This window comes from Acinetobacter lanii, assembly GCF_011578285.1.
In the GTDB taxonomy this organism is placed as follows: Bacteria; Pseudomonadota; Gammaproteobacteria; order Pseudomonadales; family Moraxellaceae; genus Acinetobacter; species Acinetobacter lanii.
Genome location: NZ_CP049916.1, coordinates 1,228,769 through 1,254,012, shown reverse-complemented (window position 1 = coordinate 1,254,012; position 25,244 = coordinate 1,228,769). Strand labels below are relative to the sequence as shown.

General features: G+C 40.9%; 22 protein-coding genes. 10 read left to right on the top strand and 12 right to left on the bottom strand.

The window, feature by feature from the left end:
- Positions 1–76: 76 nt before the first annotated feature.
- From G8D99_RS05815 to prfA, 7 genes are all read right to left on the bottom strand, one after another.
- Positions 77–529, bottom strand: a complete 453-nt coding sequence (locus G8D99_RS05815; protein WP_166323472.1) for a 2-amino-4-hydroxy-6-hydroxymethyldihydropteridine diphosphokinase — start codon at positions 527–529, stop codon at positions 77–79.
- Positions 486–866: a dihydroneopterin aldolase gene (gene folB / locus G8D99_RS05810; RefSeq protein WP_166323470.1), complete on the bottom strand. Its 381-nt coding sequence runs from the start codon at positions 864–866 to the stop codon at positions 486–488. Before folB ends, G8D99_RS05815 begins: the two co-directional genes overlap by 44 nt.
- 118 nt (positions 867–984) lie before the next feature.
- Positions 985–2,283: an ABC1 kinase family protein gene (locus G8D99_RS05805; protein ID WP_166323468.1), complete on the bottom strand. Its 1,299-nt coding sequence runs from the start codon at positions 2,281–2,283 to the stop codon at positions 985–987.
- A 40-nt stretch (positions 2,284–2,323) separates the two neighbouring features.
- A complete protein-coding gene (locus G8D99_RS05800) occupies positions 2,324–3,070 on the bottom strand; it encodes a HesA/MoeB/ThiF family protein (protein WP_166327571.1) in 747 nt (248 codons plus the stop codon).
- A gap of 234 nt (positions 3,071–3,304) precedes the next feature.
- Positions 3,305–4,075, bottom strand: a complete 771-nt coding sequence (locus G8D99_RS05795) for a 3-hydroxyacyl-CoA dehydrogenase (protein ID WP_166323466.1) — start codon at positions 4,073–4,075, stop codon at positions 3,305–3,307.
- Positions 4,076–4,317: 242 nt separating this feature from the next.
- The gene (gene prmC, locus G8D99_RS05790) at positions 4,318–5,136 is read right to left on the bottom strand and encodes a peptide chain release factor N(5)-glutamine methyltransferase (protein WP_166323464.1); all 819 of its coding nucleotides are present in this window, start codon (positions 5,134–5,136) and stop codon (positions 4,318–4,320) included.
- The gene (prfA, locus tag G8D99_RS05785; protein WP_166323462.1) at positions 5,137–6,225 is read right to left on the bottom strand and encodes a peptide chain release factor 1; all 1,089 of its coding nucleotides are present in this window, start codon (positions 6,223–6,225) and stop codon (positions 5,137–5,139) included.
- A 393-nt stretch (positions 6,226–6,618) separates the two neighbouring features.
- Between prfA and G8D99_RS05780 the strand changes: the two genes are divergently transcribed.
- The 7 genes from G8D99_RS05780 to G8D99_RS05750 all read left to right on the top strand — a co-directional run bounded on the left by G8D99_RS05780 (position 6,619) and on the right by G8D99_RS05750 (position 12,522).
- Complete coding sequence (locus G8D99_RS05780; RefSeq protein ID WP_166323460.1) at positions 6,619–7,038, top strand: glycine zipper domain-containing protein; 420 nt, start codon at positions 6,619–6,621, stop codon at positions 7,036–7,038.
- A gap of 543 nt (positions 7,039–7,581) precedes the next feature.
- Positions 7,582–7,995: a hypothetical protein gene (locus G8D99_RS05775; RefSeq protein WP_166323458.1), complete on the top strand. Its 414-nt coding sequence runs from the start codon at positions 7,582–7,584 to the stop codon at positions 7,993–7,995.
- Between the two features lie 234 nt (positions 7,996–8,229).
- Positions 8,230–8,745 carry a hypothetical protein gene (locus G8D99_RS05770; protein ID WP_166323456.1) on the top strand — a complete coding sequence of 172 codons (516 nt, stop codon included), beginning with the start codon at positions 8,230–8,232 and terminating at the stop codon, positions 8,743–8,745.
- Positions 8,746–8,981: 236 nt separating this feature from the next.
- The gene (locus G8D99_RS05765; protein ID WP_166323454.1) at positions 8,982–9,983 is read left to right on the top strand and encodes an LLM class flavin-dependent oxidoreductase; all 1,002 of its coding nucleotides are present in this window, start codon (positions 8,982–8,984) and stop codon (positions 9,981–9,983) included.
- 265 nt (positions 9,984–10,248) lie between these two features.
- Positions 10,249–10,725 carry an inner membrane protein YiaA gene (yiaA, locus tag G8D99_RS05760; protein WP_166323452.1) on the top strand — a complete coding sequence of 159 codons (477 nt, stop codon included), beginning with the start codon at positions 10,249–10,251 and terminating at the stop codon, positions 10,723–10,725.
- Positions 10,726–11,014: 289 nt separating this feature from the next.
- Complete coding sequence (locus G8D99_RS05755) at positions 11,015–11,944, top strand: ferritin-like domain-containing protein (protein WP_166323450.1); 930 nt, start codon at positions 11,015–11,017, stop codon at positions 11,942–11,944.
- Positions 11,945–11,964: 20 nt separating this feature from the next.
- A complete protein-coding gene (locus G8D99_RS05750; RefSeq protein ID WP_166323448.1) occupies positions 11,965–12,522 on the top strand; it encodes an NAD(P)/FAD-dependent oxidoreductase in 558 nt (185 codons plus the stop codon).
- Between the two features lie 86 nt (positions 12,523–12,608).
- On the opposite strand, the gene pgaD is transcribed toward G8D99_RS05750, so the two are convergent.
- The 5 genes from pgaD to ppsR form a co-directional block, all read right to left on the bottom strand.
- Positions 12,609–13,115 carry a poly-beta-1,6-N-acetyl-D-glucosamine biosynthesis protein PgaD gene (gene pgaD / locus G8D99_RS05745; RefSeq protein WP_166323446.1) on the bottom strand — a complete coding sequence of 169 codons (507 nt, stop codon included), beginning with the start codon at positions 13,113–13,115 and terminating at the stop codon, positions 12,609–12,611.
- Positions 13,115–14,356, bottom strand: a complete 1,242-nt coding sequence (gene pgaC / locus G8D99_RS05740; protein ID WP_166323444.1) for a poly-beta-1,6-N-acetyl-D-glucosamine synthase — start codon at positions 14,354–14,356, stop codon at positions 13,115–13,117. Before pgaC ends, pgaD begins: the two co-directional genes overlap by 1 nt.
- A complete protein-coding gene (gene pgaB / locus G8D99_RS05735; RefSeq protein WP_166323442.1) occupies positions 14,353–16,251 on the bottom strand; it encodes a poly-beta-1,6-N-acetyl-D-glucosamine N-deacetylase PgaB in 1,899 nt (632 codons plus the stop codon). Before pgaB ends, pgaC begins: the two co-directional genes overlap by 4 nt.
- 206 nt (positions 16,252–16,457) lie before the next feature.
- Positions 16,458–18,980: a poly-beta-1,6 N-acetyl-D-glucosamine export porin PgaA gene (pgaA, locus tag G8D99_RS05730; RefSeq protein WP_166323440.1), complete on the bottom strand. Its 2,523-nt coding sequence runs from the start codon at positions 18,978–18,980 to the stop codon at positions 16,458–16,460.
- Between the two features lie 687 nt (positions 18,981–19,667).
- On the bottom strand, positions 19,668–20,504 hold the full coding sequence (ppsR, locus tag G8D99_RS05725) for a posphoenolpyruvate synthetase regulatory kinase/phosphorylase PpsR (protein ID WP_166323438.1): 837 nt from the start codon (positions 20,502–20,504) through the stop codon (positions 19,668–19,670).
- Between the two features lie 154 nt (positions 20,505–20,658).
- On the opposite strand from ppsR, the gene ppsA reads away from it, so the two are divergent.
- The 3 genes from ppsA (at position 20,659) to cyoA (ending at position 25,242) form a co-directional block, all read left to right on the top strand.
- Positions 20,659–23,040 (top strand): phosphoenolpyruvate synthase, encoded by a 2,382-nt coding sequence (gene ppsA, locus G8D99_RS05720; protein ID WP_166323436.1) that lies wholly within the window; start codon positions 20,659–20,661, stop codon positions 23,038–23,040.
- 76 nt (positions 23,041–23,116) lie between these two features.
- Positions 23,117–23,914: an RDD family protein gene (locus G8D99_RS05715; protein ID WP_166323434.1), complete on the top strand. Its 798-nt coding sequence runs from the start codon at positions 23,117–23,119 to the stop codon at positions 23,912–23,914.
- Positions 23,915–24,207: 293 nt separating this feature from the next.
- Positions 24,208–25,242: a ubiquinol oxidase subunit II gene (gene cyoA / locus G8D99_RS05710; protein ID WP_166323432.1), complete on the top strand. Its 1,035-nt coding sequence runs from the start codon at positions 24,208–24,210 to the stop codon at positions 25,240–25,242.
- The last annotated feature ends 2 nt before the right edge of the window (positions 25,243–25,244 follow it).

The window sequence follows — 25,244 nt, the reverse complement described above, 5'->3', positions numbered from 1 at the left end:
TTAATGCGCAAAACGATTATCTTTAATCATGACGGTAGGATTCATGACCTGATAAACAAGTGCTGATCATGTCCATTCAACCCAAAGTGCTGTTTGAAAGAGCGACTTGAACTTGGGGAAAACTCACCTCTGTTTTAAATTCAGCGTGATGCCATAACTCATACAGCGGAATCTTGACATCTAACGCCAAAGGTAATTTCTTGGGATTTAGCTGCATATCTGTTAAATCTGTACCCCACGCAATCAAATCAATATCCAGTGAAATCTGATGCGATGGTCGCACCCGTCCGGAATCAGCTTCCATGTGTTTGAGCACAGATGAAAGTGCTGAAACGCTTTGATCACATCTCAATAGACAAGCAGCATTCCAATAATCTGCGCCCACACCATCACGACATGGAATCAGATAAATCGAAGAAAATTCAGCTTTTCCGAGCTTGGAAAGCTGCTGAAATGCGGTTTTAAAATGCTGCTCAGGATTCTGATTACTCGCTAGCGCTAAGGCGAAGATCGTTGCGGTGTCGTTCAAGACGAATTCCTACTGAATTTGCTTGCGCGATAATGGCAGGCTTACGAATAGTGATAATAATAGATTCTATGGCGGCAAAGGTAGTAAAAAGCGCGTTGATGACCAACTTTGCAGCATGTTCAATCAATTCTGGCTTGGCGTCTTGAATCACTTTGGCCGAAATCTCGCAAATTTCAGCATAGTTCAAGGTATCAGCCAAAGCATCTGAATTTGAAGCTTTTTCTAGGTCGGTGTGTATGGTCAAATCTAACAACAACGGTTGCATGATTTGACGTTCCCAATTGAAACATCCCACCACTGTTTCAACTTTTAAGCCTTCAATAATGATGGCGTCCATAGCTTAACCTTAAAATAAATAATTTGAATCCCTCCCAACCTCCCTTTAAAAAAGGGAGGAGCTTTTAAAGTCCCCCTTTAAAAAGGGGGATTTAGGGGGATTCTAAAAAAATAAAAAATTAATTTTTCAGCAATGTCGCTGGGTCAATATTTTGAATCATTTGCAAACGCTGATCGGCATAAATATCGGTATACGGTGCAAGAATGCGCATGAAGCGATCAAAATACAACATTTGTTTAAACAGCAAGGCAAAATCACGTGGGAAGCGAATGCCATGACGTTCACCCACACCCACCATATCCATCATGATCTCATTTAAATCTGCGGGATTGGTCGACAAAATTTGCTGCGGATCTGCCGTTAACACACCACTAAATAAACGTTCCAAATCTGTTGCCAAGACTTGCGTATCAATTTTGCGATCAGTCATGCCCATTTTCAGCATATTTTCTGCCATCACCGCATAATCGGTTTTTTGCAATGCATCCATAAAGGCAATGCTAGCGGTCCATACTTCAGGCTTGAGTTGTCCCACGATCCCGAAATCGATAAAGCCGACGCGACCATCTTCAAGTAGCATCAGATTGCCAGCATGTAAATCGGCATGGAAGCTCTTGCACATCATCAGACTACCGAACCAAGTGTTCATTGCAGTAATCAGCACTTGCGATGGGTCCTTGGACAGTTTTTTAACTACATCAAAATCGGTTAACGGTACACCATAGAAACGCTCCATGGTTAGTACACGACGCGTAGAAAAATGGTGATAAACTTTCGGTGCAGTCGCGGCTAGATTTTGTGACACATTCAAATAATTCACAAAGTCATCGAGGTTTTGCGCTTCTTCAATAAAATCAACCTCACGTACCATGCGTGTTTTGATCTCTTCCACAATATCCGCAAGTGAGGCAAATTTCACTTTCGGTACAGCTTTTTCTAAGATTTTGGTCGCCCAGTGCAATACATTTAAGTCGGTATAGAGAATGGTTTCTACCCCTGGTTTTTGCACTTTAATCACCACATCTTCACCCGTGGTCAGTTTCGCTGCATGCACTTGTGCAATCGATGCTGATGCCAAAGGCGTTTCATCGATTGAAGCAAAAATTTCGCTCAAATCACGACCGGCAAATTCTGAAGCCAATACCCCTTGCACATAACTAAATGGCAAACTTGGGGTTTGATCTAAACAGCCTTGAAACTCTTCCACATACTCGCGTGGAAACAACGACGGCGTACTGGCAATAAATTGACCGAGCTTGATATAAGTTGAACCTAAAGATTCAAAGGTTTCACGCATCAATTTTGCATTGCTTGGTTTTTCTGTGGCGTATTTAAAGCCCGCCTTGGCCGCAATTACGGCAGTTTCCCCAACACGGGCAACTGAACGCAGTCCATCTAACCAAATATTGTTTTTCATAATGTCTGATATAGCATTGAATTAGTTTGAGTGTAGCAAATTAAACAGCATTTGCGGATGATGTTGCCTGACAGATTGGGCAATTGCTGTCATGATCAAATCTTAAAAAGCGTTGTCGCATGGTTAAGCCCTCCCATAACAACAACGTATACAGCAGTGGCATTTGATTTAAACCCAAATACAATAAGGCATGATGCGCTTGTAAACTGGCAATCACATTCGGTGTCGTCGCCAAAACCCCTGTTTCTGTACAACTCACCGATTCATCGGAAAATTGCCTTTTGGGAAATAAACATTCATAGCAGGCTGAATCTCCAGCAACCATAAACAATTGACCTTTAAAGCCAATCGCTGAGGCACTAATCAATGCGACATTTAAAGCTTTACACTGCGCATTGACCAAATAACGTGTTTCAAAATTATCGCAACCATCCAAAACTAAATCTTGTGCAGCAATTAAGTGCACAGCATTGCTTGAAGAGAGTTGTTCAGTAAAGAATTCAACTTCAATATACGGGTTAATCTGTTTTAGGCGTTTCGCCAATACTTCGGATTTGTAGTAACCGATATCTTGTTGGGTAAAGCCAATTTGGCGTTGTAGATTACTGATTTCAATCGTATCTGCATCAATTAAAGTGATTCGACCTACCCCAGCTCTAGCCAAAAGCTCAGCGGTGGTACAGCCAATGCCGCCACAGCCCACAATCAGCACATTGGCAAGTTTGAGCTTTTCCTGCGCCTCTATATCCCAACCATCCAATAAGATTTGGCGAGAATAAAGCTGCATTTCCGCTTCGCTCAAGTCTAGCTCTAATTCGTCATCCACAATGGCATCCTTTACGGCATTTTATACAAAAATGCGTTTATTTGAGCATGGTATTCGCTAAAACTAAATAGCTTATATGCTTTTATGTATCTAGCTCTTTTGAGCTAAGAATTATTGGCTTATGGTTGTTTAAATGTTAGACACGAATTAAAAAAGCGATCTAAAAAGATCGCCCTTTGATTGCCCTACGCTGAATCACTTTGGTGCCATACGAATTGCACCATCTAGACGAATCACTTCACCATTTAAATATTCATTTTCAATAATATGACCCACCAAATGTGCAAATTCTTCAGGTCGTGCTAAGCGTGGTGGAAACGGCACCATTTGCCCCAGCGAGTCTTGGACATTTTGTGGCAAGCCTTTGAGCATTGGGGTTTCCATAATTCCCGGTGCAATGGTCATCACACGAATGGCGTCACGCGCTAACTCTCGTGCCAAAGGTAGGGTCATCGCGACCACTGCACCTTTTGATGCTGCATAAGCCGACTGACCTATTTGACCATCGAAAGCAGCAACGGATGCAGTATTTACAATCACACCTCGGTCTTGTTCACCGTCTGTTAATTCATATTTCGCAATCAATTGAGCTGCGAAACGCAGCATATTGAATGTACCGGTGACATTAATGTTGAGCACTTTTTGGAACAATGCCAATTCATGAATGCCATCTCGTCCCAACACTTTTGCCGAAGGTCCAATGCCTGCACAGTTGATTAGACCATTCAGTTGACCATAATCCGTTTCTAAGTGTTGAAAGAAGCGTTCAACGGCGCTTTCATCAGTGACATCCAACGCTACGAATTTTGACTGCTCACCTAAGCTGTGTTGGAGTTCCTCACCGAGACTCTGGTTCATATCGACCATAATCACTTTCGCACCCTGCTCCACGAGATAGGTTGCTGTAGCTGCACCCAAACCTGATGCACCACCGGTGACGACAAATACCTTTCCTTGAATTTTCATTCTTTGTTCCGTTGTTTTGATTGATTTATGGATGTATAAAATATATGCACAAATTGATGAAACAACAAGTCATAAAATATCAAATAAAGTGACTGTTTCTGCCCAAACAAATTCATGACTATTCCATTAAATAAAGTCATCGTTTAGGTGAGCAACCCATTCTGTCTATCATTAAAGAGCTAAAAAAAAGCGACTATTGATAGTCGCTTTTTGAATACTTAAATGCATAAGAAGCTCTAAAACTATTTAGAACATCCCAATGTTACACGATTATTACCACCGTAATCCTTCACCGTACGCACATCTTTATAGCCATACTTTTTAAACAATTGGTACACCACGCCTGCTTGATCATAACCATGTTCAAGTGCGATCCAACCATTCGCAGTCAGCCATTTCTTACCGTTTTGGATAATAAATTCAATATCAGCCAAACCGTTATTTCCAGCCACCAACGCACGACGCGGCTCAGAAGCTAAGTCCTTCATGTGCTTATCTTGCGGATCGATATACGGTGGATTCGACACAATCACATCGAAGAACTGATTTTTCTCTAAGGCTTTAAACCAACTGCCCAATGCAAATTTGACATGATTTAAATCATGCGCCGCCGCATTAAATTTTGCCACTTCAAGCGTCGGTGCATAAATATCAGTTGCGGTCACTTCCCACTCAGGTCGTTCACTGGCTAGCGATAATGCGATCGCGCCTGTGCCTGTGCCCATATCCACAATACGTGCATCTTGAGGTAAATCGAGATGCAATACCGTTTCAACCAGCACTTCAGTATCTGGACGAGGCACCAAAGTATCTTTTGTCACTTTTAAATCCAGTGTCCAAAATGGCTGTGAACCGGTGACATAAGCTAAGGGTTCACCTGCTTCGATACGCTTTAAGCCCTCAACATAAGCTTGTTCTTGCTCAGCTGTCAGCTCTTTGTCTTTTTTCATCACCAAATCAAAAGAATCAATTTTGGTAATGTGTTCGAGCAACCACGCATTTTCTTGGCGCTCATAACTTTCTGCTTCACCACGTAAGGCCAAAGCCTGTGCAATATTCAATTAACCACCATTCTGTTGTGCGAGCATTGCCAACTGATCGGCTTGATATTCACGATGTAAACTGTCTAAAAGTTCGGTTAAATCCCCTTCCATCACGGCATCTAACTTATACAAAGTTAAATTAATACGATGGTCGGTCATCCGCCCTTGCGGATAGTTATAAGTACGAATACGTTCTGAACGATCCCCTGAACCGACCAAATCACGGCGCATTTCAGAAGTTGCCGCATCAGCCGCAGCACGTTTGGCATTTTCTAAACGTGATGCCAATAAAGCCATCGCTTTGGCTTTGTTTTTATGCTGTGAACGTTCGTCCTGACATTCCACTACGGTGCCTGTTGGAAGATGGGTAATACGGACCGCAGAGTCGGTTTTGTTAATATGCTGACCACCTGCACCTGAGGCACGGTAGGTATCAATACGTAAATCAGATGGATTAATATCGACTGTGGTATCCACATCAATTTCAGGCAAAATTGCTACAGTACATGCAGATGTATGCACACGACCTTGAGATTCAGTTGCAGGCACACGTTGTACACGATGCGCACCACTTTCAAATTTCAAGCGACCGTAAACGCCTTCACCATTGACCAAGCAAATGACTTCTTTATAGCCACCATGCTCGCCTTCATTTTCAGACAGTACTTCAATACGCCAACCTTGCGATTCAGCATATTTACTATACATACGATATAAGTCACCTGAGAAAATCGCAGCTTCGTCACCACCTGTTCCTGCACGAATTTCTAAATAAGCCGAGTTGGCATCATTCGGATCTTTCGGAATCATTAAAATATTCAAGTCAGCTTCAAGTGAGCTGATTAAAGCTTTATTTTCTTGAATCTCTTCCTGAGCCATTTCCTTAAAGTCAGGATCAGATAGCATCGCTTCAGCGGTTTCAATGTCCTGTTCTGCTTGGGTATATTTCTTCCAAACACTAGTAATTTCAGTTAAATCATTATGCTCACGAGACAAGTTACGGAAGCGTTTATTGTCTGAAATCACTTCCACATCAGCCAATAATGCTTCTAACTCTTCATGTCGATCACAGAGTTGGTCTAATCGTAATCTTAACGATTCTTTCATTTTAAATAAGATCTCAAGTTAAGACTTACCCAATCGCTCTAAGCTAGAGACGGTAAGCAAATTCTAAAAATTGTGCATAGTTTACCGAGTCTAATCACTAAAAGACATATCTAAGCTACAATCAATCCAATGGATCATCTATTCAAAAGAAAATGCGTTTTCAATCATGTATGAATACTTTGTCAATTGCTCTAATCGGGTGCATACTGTTAAGCATCAAACAAAAGCATCAGCATGCGTATTTTTTCTACGTTTTTAATATAAAACTAACATTGAGATACCAAACTGCAAAACTCTAAGCGCAGTTCTCCACAATGTTGACTAAAGTTTTTGTTACATTTGCCTCATCGAATTCAATTACAACAGTCCACCTACTTGGACATGGAGTGAACCATGAAATTAAATGCCCTTTTAGTGAGTGCGACTTTAGCTACTTCTTCAATGGTGGCTATCAATGCCCATGCAGACAGTACTGCGCGTGTTGCTGCAGCAAGTGCGCTCGGCAGCGTAGCAGGTACAGCTTTAGGTAAAAACATGGGTGGCACGACAGGTGCAACCATTGGTGCAGCTCTTGGTGGTGCAGGTGGTGCAGCGGTTGCAAGTAATAAACGTAACCGTACTGAATCTGCGATTGGTGGTGCTTTAGGTGGCGGTGCGGGTTATACAGTCGGTAAAAGCATGGGCGGTAGCAATGGTGGTTACATTGGTTCAGCACTTGGCGCTGCGGGTGGTGCAGCTCTAGGTAATAAAGTGTCTAAAGATAAAGACGCTGACAACCGTAAATATCGTAAACACCGCAAACACCGTAACTAAGCATTCAAAACTTTAACTTATATGAGCGGTGAAATTGAGTTAGATTTCATCCCGCATGAGTTACACGCAAAAGCATCTTCGGATGCTTTTTTGCTTTCTATATGATTCTTAGCGATTGGGACTTCATTGCTTTAGATTGTATACACGTATGTTTGATGACTATATTTGATTACTATATTCATGCTATCCCAATAAAACCCAGTTGCAGATTGCTATACCTTTTTATTATTTAAAACCCAATATTCAAACATTTTGGATATATCGCATTTCGTTTCAAATCCATTTGCCATTCCATATAGATTTATATTCAACCTCGATCTTTTTCATCTTTCTACTTTCATATTTCTACAATGTATCGCTCCCCCAACCAATGACCAAGGCTGTATTTTGATGAAAAAACAATCAAAAACCCTTGATTTTAAAGAATATGAATAAATTAAGAAGATAAAATTTACAAAACCACACGTAGCCTCCATGCTCATTTCCACATTTATTTCTATACTAATCACATCAGATAAATACAACCTCTCCAAGGAGTCGGTCATGAAGTTTAACTCTATCCTTATCGCATCTGTTTTAGCTACTTCAGCAATTACTGCAACAGCTACTCAAGCAGGAAACAATACCAATGTTGCATTAACATCTGCACTAGGTAGCGTAGTAGGTACTGCCGTAGGTAAAAACATCGGTGGTAATACGGGTGCCATGATTGGTTCAGCTTTGGGTGGTGCAGGTGGTGCAGCAGTTTCTGCAAATAAACGTGACCGTACCGGTGCTGCCATTGGTGCAGGCTTAGGTGGCGTGGGTGGTTATAGCGTAGGTAAAAGCATGGGTGGTACCAATGGGGGTTACATTGGTTCAGCTTTAGGTGCTGCTGGGGGTGGTGTGTTAGGTAAAAAAGTCTCTGAAGACCGTCGTTATGATGACCGTTACAACCGCCGCTATAACCGTCGTTAATTTTAAATATTGAATCACACTAAAATTACATCATTACTCCTTTTATAAGCACCTTCGGGTGCTTTTTTTTATATGCATATATGAATTGCTTAAAACCCATCCATTTTTACCTACTCACAATCATTACATTCGGTAGGAAAAACCTACAATGCGTTAACACCATATCCATTATCATTTCCAAATGTTTCGATACAGTGTGCTCAAGATATTAAAAAAGCTCTAAAGGATTCTGCCATGAAAATGAATACAATGTTGATGGCAACACTGATCGCCACTTCAGCTATTACCGTAACCAGTACTTATGCAGGTAACAATACCAATGTCGCGCTGACCTCTGCACTCGGTAGTGTCGTCGGTACCGCAGTGGGTAAAAATATGGGTGGTAATACCGGCGCCATGATTGGTTCTGCTTTGGGCGGTGCCGGTGGTGCTGCAGTCTCTGCAAATAAACGTGACCGTACCGGTGCTGCCATTGGTGCAGGCTTAGGTGGAGTCGGTGGTTATAGCGTCGGTAAAAGCATGGGCGGTAGCAATGGTGGTTACATTGGTTCAGCGTTAGGTGCTGCCGGTGGTGGTGTGCTAGGTAAAAAGGTCTCTGAAGACCGTCGCTATGATGACCGATACGATCGTTACGACAACCGTGGTGGTTACCGTGGTTCTAATTATCGTTCAAACGACCGCTATTATGATGACCGTCATGACAATGGTCGCCATTTAGGCTGGAGTAAAAATAAGAAAAATCGTCGTTAATCGATCATGTTTCATGATTGAAAACAGATAGATCAACAAAAAAAGCACCCCTCAGCGGTGCTTTTTTGTTGTACTTAAAGACATTTCAAAGCAGTGGCGTGTCCTATGCATTGGAAGTCTTGAATCGAAATCAGTATATCTCCTGATAAGATAAATAGACTATATCGTAAATTTTCGATATACAAAGATCGGGCTAAGTCGTATGATCTAAGCAATATATTTGATTGAGCATGTGTATGCGAAGCTTAAAAGAAACCAAATTTTCGATTCTTGAACTTGCACCAGTGCGTGATGATAAAAGCGTAGAATTTTCATTAAAACATGCTTTGGAATTGGCGCAACGTATTGAAACATTAGGCTATGAACGTTTATGGCTTGCGGAACACCACAATATGGATGGTATCGCAAGCTCTGCCACTGCGGTGTTGTTGGGCTATATTTTAGCCAATACCGAAACTTTAAAAGTCGGTTCAGGCGGGATCATGTTACCCAACCATGCGCCATTAGTAGTCGCAGAACAATTTGGTACCCTAGCCACTTTATATCCCAACCGCGTTGAACTCGGTTTAGGGCGTGCGCCCGGCACAGATCAAGTCACCATGCGTGCGCTACGTCGTGGCCGTCAAGAAACAGAAGATCAATTTCCACGAGATGTAGTTGAGATCTTAGGATATTTTGATGATGCCGAACCGAATCAACGCATTACTGCGACACCGGGTCAAGGCACTCATGTACCTGTTTGGCTATTGGGTTCAAGTTTATTCAGTGCACAATTAGCGGCACAGCTTGGTTTGCCTTATTCTTTTGCATCGCATTTCGCACCCCGTATGCTCGGTCAAGCGATCAAACTGTACCGTGAAAACTTTCAACCCTCTGCGTATTTAGATAAACCTTATGTGTCTATGGGCGTGCCGACAGTGGTTGCTGACACGGATGAAGAAGCTGAATATTTAGCGACCAGTGCCTATCAGCGTGTTTTGGGCTTAATGCGAGGTCAAAGCTTAAAACTCAAACCGCCTGTTGAATCTATGGATGGTTTATGGAATCAAGCTGAGAAAATGTCAGTCGATAATTTCTATGCCATGGCACAAATTGGTTCACCAGACACCGTGAAGCAAGGTTTAGAGCAGTTGTTAGTGCCTTACGATGTCGATGAATTCATTTTCACTTGTGATATTTATGACACTGAAAAACGCATTCGTAATTTTGAGTTGTTGATGCAATTGCGTAATGCTTAATATTTAAGTTTAAAACTGAAAGTATGATTCATCTTCACCCGTTTTGATCTGTGAAAGGCCCAATCATCGATTGGGCTTTTTATATATCGCTCACCACAAAATTTTCAATGCATGCACCACAAACATTGGATTTAAATTGCCATGATTTGCGATGTGCTGTAAATCAGGCATAATGCAACTGAGAAATGCTTTAATCAGCATAAACAATCATAAAAAACTTAAATTTCAAAATTGATAATAATCAAAAATAATATTGGATCATCATATGAATCATTATATTAACAAACCCTCCTCCGCTTTTATTGCTGCCAGTTGGCTTGCCCTCATTGCAGGTGCAGTGGCCTATCTGATCGGACTCTTCAATGCCGATATGCAACTCAATGAAAAAGGCTACTATTTAGTGGTGTTGCTGTATGCCCTGTTTGCCTCCGTCTCTTTACAAAAAGTGGTGCGCGATAAATTAGAAGGTTTACAAGTGACTCCGATTTATTATGCGCTATGTTGGGTGTCGATCGTGGTCTGTGTGGCGTTATTGGCGATGGGGCTATGGAATGCCAGTTTACTGCTCAGTGAAAAAGGCTTTTATATGATGGCGTTTTTACTCAGTTTATTTGGTGCGGTGGCGGTGCAAAAAAATATTCGTGATCTTGAATATTTGCGCACGCATGAGTCGGGTGAAATCCCTCTCAGCAATACATATGTTGAGACAAAAAAATTGGATCTCGATGCACCTTTAGAATAAATCAACATCCTCATCAGAATCTAACCCAGATATAAGCGTTGACAATCAGCGCTTTATTTTTATAATTTCAGAATATATGTCTAACAATCTGTTTTTATTGCAGATAAGTCTTGTCCTGAAATGACTAAACTTACAAAAATCCAAACACTCGATATCTTTATAAAATTTTCAAAATCAAAGCATTAGTCAGTTAGCAATTTTCGCCAAAACACATTAAGCGTTTTTGCAAATTACATCACATTTATAAAGCATAGACTTCTGATCAAACCTGTTTGTTTGGGACAATGTGATGGCTTCAATCGACTTAGAAAAAATGCTTGAGAAAGTGAAAAATACCCAATGGACCTTGTCTGATATTGATTGGGATGCGCCCGGTCGTGAGTTAGTGACTGCCGAGCAATGGCCAAAGCTTAAAGATTTTATGGCAGATCTGATGTGGATTGAACATGTCGGTGCACGTGCCTTTTCAGCCATGTCCAAAAAAGCGCCCACTGACACCTTATGCGAAATGTATGCGATTTTTCATGCTGAAGAACAACGTCATGCCAATGCAGAAATGGCTTTGATGAAACGTTGGGGCATGTTAGACGGCGATGTGCCAAAACCCAATAAAAATCTTCGCTTAATTATTGAATGGCTCGATACCTATGCCGATGATATGCCCTTTTATATTTTAGGGGCAGTTATTCCAATGCTTGAAGTGGCACTTGACGGCGCACTGTGTACTTTTTTACTCGATACCGTCGATGATCCGGTGTGTCACCAAGCCTTTGAGCTGATCAATGGGGATGAAGCACGTCATTTAGGCGTCGGCTTTAGTGTGATGGAAGCACAAGGGTTTAACAAAACCTTCATCGAACTCAGTCAAATGGCGGCTCGAATTATGGATCCACGTTTGATGTTAGGCATTTTGGCGTATTTACCGCTACTGAATAAAATGCGGGATAACGTGATGAAATTGGGTCTACCTGAAGAAAAGCTTTATGCCGCAATGAATAAATTCGAACGCATTGCTGGTCGGACGGCTGAAGGTCGTCGTAATCCTTGGTTCCAAATTATCAACCGACATACCCGAATTATGATCAATCGCAAGAATCGTTTTTATCATAAACCGATTGATGCCATGGTGGCGATGACTGACAAGATACCAGAAAAATCTTTACCTCAAGTACCATCTTGGATATATGAATTAACAGCAGAACCGAAAGCCGTCAGCTAAAACAACAATTAGGTATAACAATGAAAAAAAGGAATCAGAGTCACATGGATGCATTTTTCCAAAATTTGCCTGAATACTTTGGACAATACAGCGGAAAAATGATTGCGGCAGAAAACATTAAACTCACCGATTTTACAGGCTTAAAAGTCGCCATCATTGGTGCCAATCAAATGTCAGTATCACACTTAAACTTGATCTGTGATCAGGCTGAATTTGTCAAAGTTTTTCAAATACGTCCGCATTTTGTGTTACCGCATACAGAAAAAGGCGTGCAACGCTTGGTTTCACATCCCTTAATGATTAAAAACCGCCGCCTATTTAACAACCGAATTAAATCACTGTTGGCGATTCGTTATCTTGAATCACAAGTTGCGGACACTTGGCTGAAACGTCAATTGATGCCCAACTCTGCCAGTGAACGAAAAGTCTTTTTTAAGTCGGACAGCTATTACAATGCCTTGCAGCGTGACAATTGCAAATTGATCACATGGCCGATTGTCAAAATCACTCCGGATGCCATTCAAAGTATGGAAGGCGTTGAACATATCGTGGATGTAATCATTACCACCTATGATTGATTCATGCTGTTAAATGGTCAAAGACAAAAAAGGAGCCGATCAGCTCCTTTTTTCTATTTATAAATTCAATGCGATTGCTGATGAAGCTAGGCCCGATTCATCTGATAATCGTATAACACACCATTTTCATCATAGTACAGCACCACCCGTTTAGAATGTTGCATCCCATCTAACTCTTGTGGGCTGATCTTTAAATAATTTGCTAAAGATTGGATGCTGACATTTTCAATCATCGGTTGGATATGATGTTTACGAAAGCGGATCCAGTTAAAACTCGCCCACAACAATAGAGTCGCACCAAAGACTAGCACCAACACGGCGAGCCAAGCGATATTTAACAATTGCACATTGAGTTTTTCAGCAAAAATATAATTACGAATTAGATTGCCTTGAAAAATCCACAGCAAGAGCGTGAATATCGGCATAAATAGAAAGCTCCAAAATACCCAACCGACAAATTGTAAGGTTTGATGGCCTTTTTTATTGCGTACAAATTTAGCTTGGTCAATATATTGTGGCAGATCCAATAATTCTGGATCACTGACGATGGCATGACTGTCATGATCGATCTGGGTTGGATGATTGAAGGACATTATTCTTCTCCTTTAAAACCACGGTCTGGGCTGACCCAACGTGCACGTTTATTTCGATTAAACAGTGCTTTTGGCACGGCGACTACCGTCGTTGTCACCGACAACACCCAAAAGAAAATCGGGTACCAAATCACCCAAAAATAATTGCGAAAGAATCGTTGATGGTCATAGCGTTTATCAATCCATAAACTGATAAAAAATTGGATTAAACAGGTCATGGCTAAAATCACGCCATACCACTGCGGCATCAGTGAATGCACTTGCAATGCAGTTGGATAATCAATCAAAAAACCGCTGATAAATAGAAATACAATGAACAGAATTAAATACGACCAAATCACACTGAGTAGACATTCAATCGCAACCGGCCACATACCGAGATATTTTAATTTGAACAATTTGGGCAAATAGGTTTTTAATACCTCAACCCCGCCTTGCGCCCAACGCACACGTTGCTTCCATAAGCCTGTAAATGTTTCTGGCATATAGATGTAACATAGCGCATGAGGGACATAGTGAATCTTCCATTTCTCCATTTGGATTTTCCAAGAGATATCAATATCCTCGGTAATCTTATCTGGCGACCAAAAGCCCACTTGCGCCAAAGCGGTTTTACGGAATCCAGCAATCACCCCTGATACGGTAAAAATTTGTCCGTAGGTACGCTGGGCTCGTTTAATTAAACCAATAATGGAGGAAAACTCGCCGACTTGGAGTTTACCTAAAATGCTTGAACGGTTAATAATCCGTGGATTACCCGTCACCGCACCGACGACTCGGAAATTTAATAAATGATGCATCATCCACAGTACCGCATGCGGATGCAATAAGGCATCCCCATCAATACAAATCAAATATTCATATTGACTCACCATCGCACCTGATTTCAAAGCGAAGGCTTTCCCTTGATTATTAGCAAGATGCACCACACGCAAACGTTCATGTTGCTCTGCCAGTTCATCCAAAATTTCAGCGGTTCGATCTGAACTGCCATCATTCACGGCGATCACTTCGAAATTGGGATATTGTGTCTGTAAAGCATAGCGAATGGTTTCTCGAACCTGCTCATCTTCGTTAAAACAAGGGATGATAATACTTGCGCCCTCTTGACTGGGCACAGGTAAACTTCGATCTCGGAACTCATATTTAAAGAAAAACCAAATCCCGCCAATCATCCATGTCCACGCCATCACCAAAGGATATAAAAAGGCAAAGAAAAATAGAGCTTCAACCGTACTCATGGTTTCACTCCCTGATTAATATCGGGTGTAACATTTGGTTTTGTATCTGATTTTATATCCGCTTTAACCTCTTGCTTGAGTTCGATACGAAACGGGTCACGATACAGCAATGGACTTGGATTTAAGCTCATCGGCTTATACAAATATTGATGAATATTTAGTGCATTGTTAAAGGAGTATTCAGAAATCCCGATTTTCTGCACGCCGACCGACTGCAACCGCAATAAATCTTTTTGCAGTTGTTGCCACTGTTGCCTGTCTTTAAGCTGATGATTGTTCAAGGTCACCATCACCATGGCTTTATCGGTCTGATTTAGTTTTTCCACATTTTTCACAAATGACTGAAACAACTGTGGCTGATGAATCGAATCAATTTCAAAATTGATCAACGAATAATTCTTTTGCAATTGGGTCACTGCCTGTTGTACCGCAATGTTTTTGCTTGGTTGAACATTCAGTTGAATCGAAAATTTCTGATGGTTACTGATATTTAAATAAGGATTGGTTCGTTGATGAATGCCTTTACTCAGCTCAAACAATTGATTGAGTTGTTGCTGACAAGGATCTGATAGCGTTTGAGTCTGTGTATTTGTAGGTTGTTCCAATAAACACTGCAAACGGTCATCCGCATTCAGCATAATCCCATCAATGCCCTTATTATTTTTGACCAAATCTTCAGCCAAATCTAAGACCAATAAAGGCTGTTTCGGGTCAGGGTAAAACGGTAGTTTCGCCGTAACCCGATTAAAGACCCTTGTTCGTGCCTGCCATGCCACACGATTTAAGAGATCTTGCGCCACGGTTAAATGTTGGGTTGGGAAATACGCATGCTCATAGACTCCATCCTGATTTTCATCAGCGAGTACATTTACAATTAAGGCATTATTCGCTACTGCACTGATTTGATTAAGGGCTAAACCGAGTTTCTGATTACCCTCATCAATGCTATTGGCTTCAAGTTGTTTTAAATCTAAACCCATCGAGCGGACAGGTTCGAAATTGGCCAAATGTTGATAATTCACAAACTCAGTCATTTGCTGACGAATATCTTCAGCACTGGGATTGTTCATGATCAGTCCCCGTTGAAAGGTGCCATCATCCTTATGATTTAAGCTGTCAATGCCTAAACTAAAAGACAAGGGATAGCCCGCTTGTTCTGCAATTCTTTCCACTTGCGGACTGACCGCGCCATAAGGCCAAATCACAGCTAACGTGTCGATGCCCAGTTCTTTTTTTAATACTGCTTTGGATTTCACTAAATCTTGAAATATGCGTTGTTGATATTCTTGATCCGTTTCATAACGCTTTTCTAAAGGAAAATATTGATGGGTCAGTGCGGCAGGCTCCTGATTATTTTGAGGATTGGCCAAAATCCCCTTATGTAAATCATCGGAATGGCTGGCAAATTCAACCCATTCGGATTGTTGCATTTCCCGCATTTGTGCCCAGCTCATCAAGTTGCCTTGACCATAAGCTTCATATGGCGCTTGGGTATTGCCGTTAGTCCAACTGGTCACAATCGCAAATACAGCCGGAATCTTGTATTGCTTCAATAAAGGATAAACGTGGGTGTAACCACTGAGCGCACCATCATCAAAACTGATCACCACTGAGTTTTCCGGCAAGGGTTGACCGCTTTGTTTGGCATGCATGATCTCTTTTAAACTGATCGGATGCCATTTGGACTGTTTTAACCATTCAAAATATTGCACCAAGTTGCTGGTGTTAATAGCATACAGGTCCTTGTCTCCCTGCTTTAACACATCATCTCGTACATTGTGAAAGGTCAACCCGATAAAGGTATTTTCAGGCAAATGATCTTTTTGACTCGGTTCTGCCTGTGCCATCGAAACACTCATCACAAGTGAACCGAGGAATAGAGCAATTTTTTGCATAAAAGAAAAATTCGTTTTTTTCTGCATTGCTGATGGATCAAATGAACTGGTCTTTTCACAGCAATTTGAAAGGTTGGTTTGTTTCATTAAACTTTTTTTTAATCTATTGAATGTCATTGGATGCGGTTGAATGAATGATTTAATTGTAAAGCGCATGTTGAATGGCAGTTGATTTTGCAGTGCGGGTGCTCTAAATCGTTTTTTCATTAGAAACGCCCCTCAAAACCGAAGTTGCCATACCATTGTTTTTCATTGATGCCATCATAAGGATGCATATTCCAGCCAACGCCATAACGTAGTCCCCAAGTTCGGGTCAATTGCCATAGGTGTGAATAACGCAGATCAAATATGGCTTTGGCACTGTGCTGGCTTTGATCGTAAAATCCTGTACTCACTGCAAACTGTTGGGTCAGCGACTGTTCATCTTGGCGCCAAGTTAACCAGTCATGATTCAAATCTACCCCAACGCTATAACTGCTTTTAGGGCTAAAGTAAGGCACTTGATCGGTACTATTTTTGCCGTAATAGGCAGAGATGCCACCACGTGTCGTATGGTGTGGCTGTAAAAATAAAGTTTGACGATAAGACGCACTCAGTTCTTGGCGCAGGTTGCCATCACTAATGTCTGTCGCTTGATATTGCAGTCCCGCCTTCTTAGATTCATTGGCTTGCCAATTCAAACCAATCCCATACCCTTTAGCATCATGATCTTGCTTCAGCGCTTGTAACGGAACGGGTGCTTGCGTAGTGAAGTTAAGTTGATAACTCCAAAAATCATTTAAATGCTGTTTCCAATCAATATCAAAACCTGCACGATCACCATCAATTTGTTGAGAAGCCATCACACTCAGTGATTTACGTTTTGACTCCCATTCAGCACCGAGTCCAATGCGCTGATCATGGATTTTGCCATCACGATAATCCCCCATTCGGTCGTCATACTGAGCAAAGGCACGGTAGTTGTCTGAGAACCACGGTGAGTTGATACGCGTCGATGATTCAATGTCTTTAGAGCCTTTCAAAGTTTCTAAAACCTGATCTTGATTGGCTTCACTTTTCGAAAAGCGAGTGTCATGAGAAATGGAAAAACGATTGCGATCAAACAACTCTTTACGACTTTTAATCACACTACTATCGGTCGGATAAAACAAATGCAGTTGTTCGGCCTGCTCACGCCACGCTTGAATATCTCCAAGCGCTTGATCATTTTGCATTTGATTAATTTTTGTGGTTTTCGACTTTGGCTCAAGTCCATTTAAACGGCTCAAGGTCGCTTGTGCTGTTTCAGGTAATTCTCGCCAACGTTGCACACGTACCAATGCATTTAAATAGTCTTCATTATTGGGCGACTTTTCGGTCATGTCTTTAAGATTGTTTTCCGCCAAATTCAATTGATTGGCATAAGCATGTGCGGTTTCCTTTAGACCCAAGTAATCAGCACGATCGGGATGAACTCTTTTGTCGACCCCTTTTGCCAAACTGTACTGAAAGGTCGGAATCAGTTTGTCGACTTGCTGAATGAACTGATTGGCTTGTTGATATTTTTCTTGATCAATCAAGGCATAATACAAAGCGCTATACAGATTCATATCTGCATAATTTTTTTCAGTCAGCAAAGAACGGTACAACCGTTCTGCTTGCGCTGGTTTTTTTTGGGCTAAATACGCATCCGCGATCGCATGTCGGACATAGGCAGGCATCTGACCAACACCAAGATTTAGAGCCGTCGCTGTATCGATTGCCTCTTGATATCGTCCACGATAGCTCAAAGCATAAATGTATTCGTACTGAAAACGATTGTATAAAGGCGTACCGATCGGAAACTGCTTTCTCACACTCTCAGCTTGAGCGAGTACTTGATCTAACTGTTGAAAACTAGATAAATCCGTTTCACCTTGGCGTGATAAATACTTTTGATTTTTGATCGCATCGCGAATATTTTCGGAAAACTGTGCTAGCACTGCTTGTTGCTGTACACCTTGATCAACCTTCAACTCAGGCTGTTGCTTTAACACATTCATCGCTTGCTGATTGGCACCCAATGCCAATAACACATTGGCATATTCAGCTTGTACTTTTGCTGCATTCGGTGCTGTTTGCTGTGCCCGTTGCATCAGGGTTAAAGAATAAATCGGTTGACCGACCAGCCGATAGGCGTAGGACAACTGAATCAGTTGGTCTAGATTCAGTTGATCTGTAGCTACATCTTTTAGCTGAGCCTTTGCCAAATCTTTTTGTTGATTTTCCGCCAACAACAACGCTCTGAGTAGTTTTAAATCCCGAAGATGATTGACCTGCTCCTTCACCACCACAGCTTGAGTTGGTGTCACCGCAATAAAGGCATCGGTTAATCTCAATGCCTCAGTAAATTTTTTCAGATCACGCAAACCTTTAATCAATGGAATTTGTGCATATTGAGGAAAAGTTGAGGACTGAATGTGACTCAGCAATTTATCGTCTTCAGGCTTAAAGTAATGATGTTGTAATGACAATAATAGATAATCAGCCAATACCTTTTGGTCATGTGGCTGTTGTTGATGGAGGAATTTCAACTGCTGCAAGCCTGACGCTACTTGCCCTTGTTTGATCGCAACCACGATATTTTCACGTTTGTGATCAAATTCTTTCTGATCCTTGGAGTTCTGAGCAAAAACTACTTCAGGCGTTAAAATAAGCAATGAAATCGGGATAAAAGCATAAAATTTTTCAAGATAATAAGAATTTTTCATTATAGAGTTCACATTAAGTTCTTCATCAAAAAATGAGTGTTTACTCAAGTTTTTCGAATCTTATGCAAACCCTATCAAAATTATCGTTATCTAATGTAATGCCTAAAATTGTTTATTTTTTGATTAAATTCTCAAAAAACAATCCTCTATTGAATAATGATCAAAGTACATAAAAAAATCTCTTAATCTTTGTATGGTTTTTATGTTGCTCTATGTAAGTAAAACTAAATTATTTCATTATCATTACTTCAATATCGTGTTAAAAAGAATCCATTGCACTTCAAAATTCCATGACCAGAAAACAAAATGTTGCGTCAAATGAGTCAATTTTTATCCTGATTTTGTGTTTGGTATTATTTTTCTGCGTGATTTCAGTCTATTTTCAATCCTAAAAACTTAAAAAAAATCCTAGCTAAAGATTAAATATTAGGCGCTTGAACATAAAAAAATGGCTAAGTTGATGATTTAAACATCGAACAAAGCCGATTATTTATTTTATTTATAATGGGTCAAATTCTAAGGAAGATCGAGGCCTCTTAAGAATAAATAAAGCACTTTTCTTGTAAAATTTATAAGCCTTTATTAACAATTAATACAAAAATTATATGATTTTGAGCTAGATAATCATCAAAAAGAGCCAAATCAATTTAGCTCTTTTCTTCCACAACTAGCGACAACATGACGGACTTAACCAATACGACGTTTAAGACCTGTCATTTGTAAAACACGTGTTGAAATTTCCTCAATCGACATTTCTGAGACGTTTAAAAATTTAATGCCTTCCGAAATATAAATCCCTTCAACTGCACGCAGTTCCATCTCACACTGTCTAAAACTGGCATAACGGCTATTGGCTTTACGTTCAGAACGAATTGCTACAAGCCTTTCAGCATCAATCATTAGACCAAACAACTTGTGTTTATGTTCTTTCAAAACAGCAGGCAGTCGGTTGTCATCTAAGTCTTCTTCAGTCAACGGATAGTTTGCGACCCGAATACCAAATTGCAGCGACAAATAAATAGAGGTCGGTGTTTTACCCGAACGTGAGACCCCAATCAAAATCAGGTCAGCTTTATCGTAATGTCGAGTACGGGCACCATCATCATTATCGAGTGCAAAATGTACTGCATCAATACGTGCTTTATATGACTCTGAATCGGTCACCGCATGCGTTTGTCCGACTAAAGTTGTAGGCTCTGTTTCAAGCACTTCAGATAGCTTACTGATGAGCCCCTCGAACACATCTAAATTAATCGCATTGGCGGTATTAATGATGTCTCGTACATAAGGATCGACCAATGTGTCAAACACCAAAGGTGGCTCTCCGTCGATCTCTGCACGTTTGTTAATTTCGGCTACAACGCTTGTGGCTGCTTCTTCTGAGCTAATATAAGGAATGATATGAATGTCAAAAGTGACGTGCGGAAATTGAGCCAATAATGAGTGACCTAAGGTTTCTGCAGTAATGGCTGTTCCATCAGAAATGAAAAAAACGCTCCTTTTAATTTCTTTACTTTCCGACATTAAAAATCTCCTTAAAAATTTGTTTAAGTACAGTATAATCTTTATAGTAAACTGATCTTACATGGCTGTCGCTTAGTAAAATATTTTTACTGAGTTTTTGTCAAAATCATCATGCCAAGATGGTGATAAATACTGCATAAGTGGAGTAACAACTTTGGAAGCACGCGTAATCGGTCTGGAAAAATTAGGTAAACACGACGTTGAGATCGTGGGTGGTAAAAACTCTTCACTTGGAGAAATGATCAGTCATTTAGCAAATGCTGGCGTTTCAGTTCCAGGTGGTTTTGCGACTACTGCTGCTGCATACCGTGAATTCCTAGAACAAAGTGGTTTAAACGCAAAAATCTCTGCTGAATTGAAACAGCTGAATGTAGATGATGTAAACGCACTGGCTGAAACAGGTGCCAAAATTCGTAAATGGATCGTAGATACGCCACTTACTCCTGCTTTAGAAAAAGAAGTTCGCGAAGCATTCGCGACTTTGTCGATTGGTAACCCACATATTGCGGTGGCTGTACGCTCTTCAGCAACAGCGGAAGACTTACCCGATGCATCTTTTGCGGGTCAACAAGAAACTTTCTTAAATATCCGTGGGATCGATAACGTTCTAATCGCGATCAAAGAAGTGTTTGCATCTTTGTATAACGACCGTGCAATTGCGTACCGTGTACACCAAAACTTTGATCATGACATCGTTGCCCTGTCTGCTGGTATTCAGCGCATGGTTCGCTCTGAAACAGGTGCTGCGGGTGTAATGTTTACCCTCGACACTGAATCAGGTTTCCGTGATGTAGTGTTCGTGACTGCATCTTATGGTTTGGGTGAAATGGTGGTTCAAGGTGCGGTGAATCCGGATGAATTCTACCTGTCTAAACCGTTATTGAACGCAGGTAAACATGCTGTGATCCGTCGTAACCTCGGTTCTAAACACCAAAAAATGATTTATGGTGAAGAAGGTTCTGCAGGTAAGTCGGTTGTTGTTGTTGATGTTGAAAAACAAGAACGTCAACAATTTGCATTAACGGATGCTGAACTTGAAAACTTAGCTAAACAAGCCATGATCATCGAACAACATTACGGTGCGCCAATGGACATCGAATGGGCAAAAGATGGTGACGACGGTCAAATCTATATCGTTCAAGCACGTCCAGAAACAGTGAAGAGCCGTGAAAATGTCGGCACGATGGAACGCTACCTACTCAAACAAAAAGGTACTGTTTTATGTGAAGGTCGTTCAATCGGTCAACGTATTGGTTCTGGTCGTGTACGTATTGTCTCTTCAATCCGTGAAATGGACAAAGTACAAGACGGTGACGTACTTGTATCAGACATGACTGACCCAGATTGGGAACCAGTAATGAAACGTGCTGCTGCGATTGTCACCAACCGTGGTGGTCGTACCTGTCACGCTGCGATCATTGCACGTGAACTGGGCGTACCAGCAATCGTCGGTTGTGGTAACGCAACAGAATTGCTTGTTGATGGTCAAGAAGTGACTGTATCTTGTGCTGAAGGTGATACAGGTTTCATCTATGAAGGCGCTTTGGACTTTGAAGTACAACGCAATTCAATTGAATCCATGCCAGATTTACCATTTAAAGTGATGATGAACGTCGGTAACCCTGACCGTGCATTCGACTTCGCGCAAATTCCAAATGCGGGTATCGGTCTAGCACGTTTAGAATTCATCATTAACCGTATGATCGGTGTGCATCCTAAAGCCTTACTCAACATTGACAGTCTGCCACGCGAAACACGTGCCGCTGTGATGGCACGTACTGCAGGTTATGCATCTCCTGTTGAGTTCTACGTTGAAAAATTGGTTGAAGGCATTTCCACCCTTGCTGCAGCATTTGCTGATAAGCCAGTGATCGTTCGTATGTCTGACTTTAAGTCAAACGAATATGCAAACTTGATTGGCGGTAAGTTATACGAGCCTGAAGAAGAAAACCCAATGTTGGGCTTCCGTGGTGCGAGTCGTTATGTATCTGATAACTTCCGTGACTGTTTTGAGCTTGAATGCCGTGCCTTGAAAAAAGCGCGTGACGAAATGGGCTTAACCAACATCCAAATCATGATTCCTTTTGTACGTACCGTAGCTGAAGCGAAACGTGTGATTGAGCTATTGGGTCAAAACGGTCTTAAACGTGGCGAGAACGGCCTTAAAGTGATCATGATGTGTGAATTACCAACCAATGCATTATTAGCTGAACAATTCCTTGAACACTTCGATGGTTTCTCTATCGGTTCAAATGACTTAACTCAATTGACGCTTGGTCTAGACCGTGACTCAGGCATTGTGTCTCATTTATTTGATGAACGTGATCCTGCAGTGAAAGCACTTCTTTCTATGGCGATCCATGCTTGCCGTAAAGCGGGTAAATATGTGGGTATCTGTGGTCAAGGTCCTTCGGATCACCCAGATCTTGCACTTTGGCTCATGGAACAAGGTATTGAATCAGTTTCATTAAACCCAGACTCTGTTTTAGATACTTGGTTCTTCCTTGCTGAAGAAAAGACTAAACAAGCACAGTAAAACGTGTTAAAAAAAGACCCATTCGTGGGTCTTTTTTTTGTCCACTATTTTTAGAATTCGTTTGAGATGTTAGTTTATGCAAATTTACTTGGCGCGAAATAATCAACAAGCTGGTCCTTATACCGTTGAGCAAATCAATCAAATGCTCGCAAGCCAACAGGTACTCCTGACTGATTTAGCGTGGTACCAAGGAATGCCTGAATGGAAAGCTTTAGGTGAAATCACTCAAGGAAAATTGGTGTTTGAACCCATCGGTTACCAACAAAATAGCAATTTATCACCATCTGATAATAGATTAAATAATAACAATTCAAATGCTGATCAAAACCCTACAATTCGTCATATCGGCGTAAATAAAAAAAATAAGCCTGAATTAGCCTCTATTGGCTCTCGGGTTGCAGCAAAATTGATCGATTTTTTATTTTGGATTCCAAGCCTTGCGATGCCCTCATTCTTTTTGGACAAAAGTCAAATAGATCAATTGGCTGTGATTCAACAAAAGATGCAAGCTGCGACCACTTCTGATCAAGCCATTGCACTCCAAAGTGAGCTATTTTCATTAATTCCAATGGAAGCTTGGCAAGCAATGGGAATTTACGTTGTTTTGATGCTTATTATGCAAGCAATATTTATTTCAAAAAGCGGACAAAGTATTGGTAAGAAACTTGTTAAGATTCAAATTGTAGATGCAGAAACAGATCAAAAAGTAAACTTAATGCGCGGATTTAGCTTAAGAAGTGTGATTTTTATCGTTTTGAATCTGGTTTTCTTTCCATTTATCACGGTTGTTGACCATGTGTTCGCTTTGAGTAAAAAACGTCAAACACTGCACGATAAATTAGCCAAAACCAAGGTCATTAAGCGTCAAAATTAACACCATCAGCTAAACGCTTAATTTCAATGTGATTTTTCTATTTCATTGATTTAAAAAAAGAAAGATAAGTCAAGCATTTTAAAGTTGACTATAAATATCGGGATTAGTCAACTAAGTCAATACTACTTTATGTATAGCTTAGTTGCTCTAATTAGGGCATAATGCACCACAACGTAGCGGTGTTTCATGATTGCGAACTCTCACGATGTGAGAATGTTCTCAATCATGTGACACTTTATTCGCTATCCCATAAATTAATTTTAGGGAATGGGACTCTTCACCGAGGTTGTAAAATGAGACAAACGACTTTAGCTGTATTGTCTTTATCAACGCTTGCTGCACTCTTAACTGGGTGTGGTGGTGATTTAGTACTTCTAAACTCAAAAGGTCCAGTCGCTGCAGGTCAAAGTAACCTAATGATGACTGCGATTTACCTAATGCTGTTGGTGGTTATTCCATCTGCAGTAATGGCATTGTGGTTTGGTTGGAAATATCGCGCGTCAAATAAAGATGCAGACTATAAACCAACATGGGCACACTCAACTACGATTGAAATCGTTGTTTGGGGTATTCCTGTAATTATTATTGGTATTCTTGCATGGTTAACTTGGTGGGGTTCCCACAAGTATGACCCATACCGTCCACTTGAGAGTGACAAAGCTCCTGTAACCGTTCAAGTTATCGCTGAACAGTTCAAATGGATCTTCGTTTACCCTGAACAAGAAATTGCAACTGTTAACGAAGTACGTTTCCCAGAAAAAACTCCAGTTAACTTCAAAATCACTTCTAACTTCACAATGAACTCATTCTTCATTCCACAGTTAGCAGGTCAGGTCTATGCAATGGCGGGTATGCAAACCAAACTTCATATGCTTGCTGATGAACAAGGCGTATACCGTGGTTTCTCATCAAACTACTCGGGTTATGGTTTCTCGCAAATGCACTTCTTGGCTCACTCTGTAAGTGAAGCTCAATTTGCTGAATGGGTTGCTGCAATCAAAGCAGGTAACGGTACTTCAGTAAATCCAGAAGCTGTTCAAAAAGGCATTTTGGATAAAGTTGAATTTGCGGCGTTACGTGATGGTGATCGTTCTCCACATCAAATCGAAGCAATTATTGCAAATGCAACTACTCCTGAAGAAAAGGCTAAAGCTGAAGCAATGAAGCCTTATCCTAAAAAGCCACACCCTGTGACTTACTATTCTTCAGTAGAACCGAAGTTATTTGAATCTGTGATCAACAAATACATGAGCAACTTTAACAATGCTGACACTAAAGCAGCGGTTGAAGCAGCACATGTAGATCATGCGGCTTCTGTAGAGGAATAAGA

Excerpts from the sequence above, each read along its gene's own strand:
- pgaB (WP_166323442.1), bottom strand. The coding sequence starts at position 16,251 with ATGCAAAAAATTGCTCTATTCCTCGGTTCACTTGTGATGAGTGTTTCG.
- G8D99_RS05780 (WP_166323460.1), top strand. The coding sequence starts at position 6,619 with ATGAAATTAAATGCCCTTTTAGTGAGTGCGACTTTAGCTACTTCTTCA.
- G8D99_RS05770 (WP_166323456.1), top strand. The coding sequence starts at position 8,230 with ATGAAAATGAATACAATGTTGATGGCAACACTGATCGCCACTTCAGCT.
- G8D99_RS05805 (WP_166323468.1), bottom strand. The coding sequence starts at position 2,283 with ATGAAAAACAATATTTGGTTAGATGGACTGCGTTCAGTTGCCCGTGTT.
- G8D99_RS05715 (WP_166323434.1), top strand. The coding sequence starts at position 23,117 with ATGCAAATTTACTTGGCGCGAAATAATCAACAAGCTGGTCCTTATACC.
- pgaC (WP_166323444.1), bottom strand. The coding sequence starts at position 14,356 with ATGAGTACGGTTGAAGCTCTATTTTTCTTTGCCTTTTTATATCCTTTG.
- G8D99_RS05775 (WP_166323458.1), top strand. The coding sequence starts at position 7,582 with ATGAAGTTTAACTCTATCCTTATCGCATCTGTTTTAGCTACTTCAGCA.
- pgaD (WP_166323446.1), bottom strand. The coding sequence starts at position 13,115 with ATGTCCTTCAATCATCCAACCCAGATCGATCATGACAGTCATGCCATC.
- yiaA (WP_166323452.1), top strand. The coding sequence starts at position 10,249 with ATGAATCATTATATTAACAAACCCTCCTCCGCTTTTATTGCTGCCAGT.
- cyoA (WP_166323432.1), top strand. The coding sequence starts at position 24,208 with ATGAGACAAACGACTTTAGCTGTATTGTCTTTATCAACGCTTGCTGCA.
- G8D99_RS05755 (WP_166323450.1), top strand. The coding sequence starts at position 11,015 with ATGGCTTCAATCGACTTAGAAAAAATGCTTGAGAAAGTGAAAAATACC.
- ppsR (WP_166323438.1), bottom strand. The coding sequence starts at position 20,504 with ATGTCGGAAAGTAAAGAAATTAAAAGGAGCGTTTTTTTCATTTCTGAT.
- G8D99_RS05750 (WP_166323448.1), top strand. The coding sequence starts at position 11,965 with ATGAAAAAAAGGAATCAGAGTCACATGGATGCATTTTTCCAAAATTTG.
- pgaA (WP_166323440.1), bottom strand. The coding sequence starts at position 18,980 with ATGAAAAATTCTTATTATCTTGAAAAATTTTATGCTTTTATCCCGATT.
- prfA (WP_166323462.1), bottom strand. The coding sequence starts at position 6,225 with ATGAAAGAATCGTTAAGATTACGATTAGACCAACTCTGTGATCGACAT.
- folB (WP_166323470.1), bottom strand. The coding sequence starts at position 866 with ATGGACGCCATCATTATTGAAGGCTTAAAAGTTGAAACAGTGGTGGGA.
- G8D99_RS05795 (WP_166323466.1), bottom strand. The coding sequence starts at position 4,075 with ATGAAAATTCAAGGAAAGGTATTTGTCGTCACCGGTGGTGCATCAGGT.
- G8D99_RS05800 (WP_166327571.1), bottom strand. The coding sequence starts at position 3,070 with ATGCAGCTTTATTCTCGCCAAATCTTATTGGATGGTTGGGATATAGAG.
- G8D99_RS05765 (WP_166323454.1), top strand. The coding sequence starts at position 8,982 with ATGCGAAGCTTAAAAGAAACCAAATTTTCGATTCTTGAACTTGCACCA.